We start from the raw sequence: 3,343 nt of genomic DNA on the forward strand, positions 1-3,343 counted from the left end.
TGTGGCGCAAGTGTTTGCCTTGTTCGAAATCATAAGAGAAGTCCGTCTGATTCACGAAGTTCTGTCGATCGGTAATGCTTTCATATCCATCGAGCTCGACCAGCCCTGGCCCCGGACCGTTGACCGGAGAGTCCGAGAAGATGTTCTGATAAAGTTTGTCGTAATCGCCGAGAAATGTGTGATTGCGAACCTGCAAGCCGAACAATGTTTCGTGTTCTAATGTCGCTGTGGCGACGTGACCATCGAAGTTGCTGAAGCTGACCTTAGGCTGGCCGAAAAAGGTCTCGATGGGATACTCGAACGGTCTGTTCCTGATCGAGGGGCCACCACGGTCGACGTTCTGATCGTGGCTCTTATACTCGTAGCTAAAATGCAGCGTCGTTCGTTCGCCGAGCCTAAAGCCGAGCGTCGGGTTGATGCCGTAACGCTCAAGAAAAGAAAAATCGCGAAAGGTTTCTGAGTCCTCGTACATCGCATTGAGGCGAATGGCAGCGTTTGGCGAGATCGCCTGACCGACGTCGGCTGTACCTCGCGCACGCCCCCAGCTTCCAAACTGGAATGTTCCTTCGTAGATCGGGACGCCATCTGCCCGTTTCGTAACGCGATTGATCACGCCGCCGCCGCCACCCCGACCGAAGATCATCGCGTTCGGGCCTTTAAGAACCTCGATGGTCTGAATGTTGTAGAGGTCCCTGAAAGTCTGAATGTCGTCACGGACGCCGTCGACGAAGAAATCCGCGGTCGTTTCTTGCCCACGAAAGGTTATCTGATCCCGGTGGCCCTCGCCCTGTTGCACCGTAATGCCGGGAACATAGAGCAGCGCCTGCCCAAGGCTATTTGCGGCCTGATCCTCGGCCAACTCCTCCGGAATAATCGAAACGGTTCCCGGAATATTCATGATCAACGTATTCGTCTTCGTCGCTGAACTCGTGCCTGCGGCGTAGTAGCCATCCACGCCAAATGAACCGCGATTGAGCCCACTGCCCTCGACTGGAAGATCAAAGATTGCTTGGTCGATCTCGTCCTGTGAGGCGAATTCGCCCGCGCCACTCGTCGGTGCTGAAGCCGGCGAGGACTCCACAGAACTCTGCGACACGGAGACTGGTGTGGCTCTTGGCTCAGTCGTACTCGCGACGTCGACGGAAGAAACCTCCGACGATGCTTCCTGGTTCTGATCCTGCTCGACGATGACTGCCGGGACCATGTTCTCATCGCTGAGAATGTCTTCCGAGGTCCCAGAGCGTTCTGCTTCGGAGCTCGTTTGTTCTGATTCCTTAGGATCGGGCCCGGCCGGGGGGCTTGCTGTCTGGCCAACTCCGGTAGCAACACCCTGGCTGGGTGCGTTTGCCTCCTCGGCGCCACCATTGCCGCTTTGCTGCGCCAGAGCGGTCTCACCCGCCGTCAAAATCAGAACTGTGCTTGCCGACAGGAGCAGCAAGCGTGATCCGCAAATACGGATTTCCTTCGCAAATCCAAACAGTTTTTGGGTCCAAGCAACACGCGAGCCCATGTATGCCCCTTACTCCACAAGCGGGGGTGCGCTTCGCCCAAGGCGAAGCAGCTCCATAATGGATTACCCCCTGACTGCCAGGTTAAGAGGAGTGGTAACATGCATGAAATGTAATGTTTTCACGAATATAGTTGAGCATCGTGCATCTACGGGATTGGCCCGCTTCCCTGAGAGCTCAGCAATGCACAGCTGCTGACCCGACGTTAGGCAAGAGTGGCCGCTTTGGTCATTAGCGGACATGGGACCGCCGACTCAGCACGACCGCTTTGCGCGCGAATGCGGACTTCGTTCGCGCACATTTCTCAGCGCCTGGGCGGGTATGATGTGGAGTTGCGTTGCAGATACGGGGATGGCTGCCTAGTTTCCCGTGACAGTGTCAATGATCTTGTCCCAAGCCGATTTGTCGTCGCAATCTTCAGAGCCCGAGGTCATGCAGCGTTCCGATCTTTGCTGGGCCTCAGCGAGTTGTGACGATGTCAGCCGCTTAGCGACTGATTGCTTCTCCCACGTCGCTTCGTTGCTACCATTCGCGGCCGCGACGCTAAACCAGACGTATGCGGACACATCATCTTTTTCGACACCGAGGCCTCTCTCATAGATCCTGCCGATACGAGCCTGCGCATCAGCCCCGATTCCATTTTTTTGTTTGGCAGCCTTACGGAGCCACTTCAAACCCTCTTCATTGTCTTCGGGGACTCCCTCGCCCTCCAAGTACATAATTCCGAGAATCAACTGCGCCTGAGGGAATTCGTTTTCGGCGGCCTTACGGTACCATTTCGCTGCCTCAGCATTGTCCTCAGGTATCCCCATGCCGTCGTCGTAAATCACAGCAAGATTGAACTGTGCTGCCTTTGACCCTTTCTCAGCAAGCGGCGTCCAAATCTTAACCGCTGTTGCAAAGTCCCCTTTCTGAACGGCCTTCACCCCGTCATTAAAATCCTGCGCCAACAATTCCGTCGCCATCGTAGCGATGATGAGCGCCACACAGGCGGCCACAAGTCTACGCATGTGCTTGAACTCCATTTTTTGCGCTTGGCTCATCTACGCCCCGCCTCTCTCAGCTCCTGCACTAGCGCCGAAAATAAAGCCTCCATGTCGATCACCCTATGGTCCGGCCCACTTACCCCTGGATAAGCCCCGACGCCGTCTGGCGTGCCTTAGCGTCGTTGTAGTCGGTCGCGAGAAGCTCTCCAAACTTCCCCCCGCGCAGGCTGAGTGTAGCAGGCAAAAAGAAAGCCCTGGCGGAAACGCAGGGGCTTAGGTCAAAGGGGCTGCACTGATTGGCATTGGTGGCCAGGGGTACTCGTCGCCCCTAGGTCTGAGCACCATGCCTTGTGATGGGAACGGCCCGTATTGAGGGAAGTCAAAACCGATTACAGCCGCGCCATTTTCCGATGAGAAAAATGAGCCGGAGTTCCCAACTCAGTCTCACTGGTTTGGGGGCACGGCCTGGCGGTGGGTCATGGGGTCCCCGCCAGGTCCTCTCCTCAACAGGTCGCGCGAGCAGCGCAAAAGGAAAGCCCCAGCGCGGGGGCACTGGGGCTTAGGAGAGTACATCGCCAAGGCTTCATCAGGGGGGCAGAGGCGAAGCCTTAACGAGTTGTTAACGATACGGCGAGCTCGGGCGTTTGGATCACTGAACGGTGCAGACAAGCGAAAGCCCCGGCTAGGGAGGGAGGACCGGGGCTTTGCTGCTCATTATGATACTTAGCGCGGCATATTCGTCTGGTAGGGGTTCGGGAACCCGTCGGCCAGAACCGGTGCGCCAGAAGCTGCAAGGATCGTCAGTGCGAGAAGTGCTTCTTTCATCGTATCTCTCCTAATCAGTGCCCC

General features: G+C 56.5%; 2 protein-coding genes. Both read right to left on the bottom strand.

Features of this window, described 5'->3' with window-relative positions:
• Positions 1–1,510: TonB-dependent receptor (locus AC33YF_RS13290; RefSeq protein WP_491777692.1), on the bottom strand; the 1,510-nt coding region annotated here is incomplete at its 3' end.
• A 357-nt stretch (positions 1,511–1,867) separates the two neighbouring features.
• Positions 1,868–2,518 (bottom strand): tetratricopeptide repeat protein, encoded by a 651-nt coding sequence (locus tag AC33YF_RS13295; RefSeq protein ID WP_491777693.1) that lies wholly within the window; start codon positions 2,516–2,518, stop codon positions 1,868–1,870.
• Positions 2,519–3,343: the final 825 nt, after the last annotated feature.

The sequence above is a fragment of the Methyloceanibacter sp. genome (assembly GCF_058506495.1).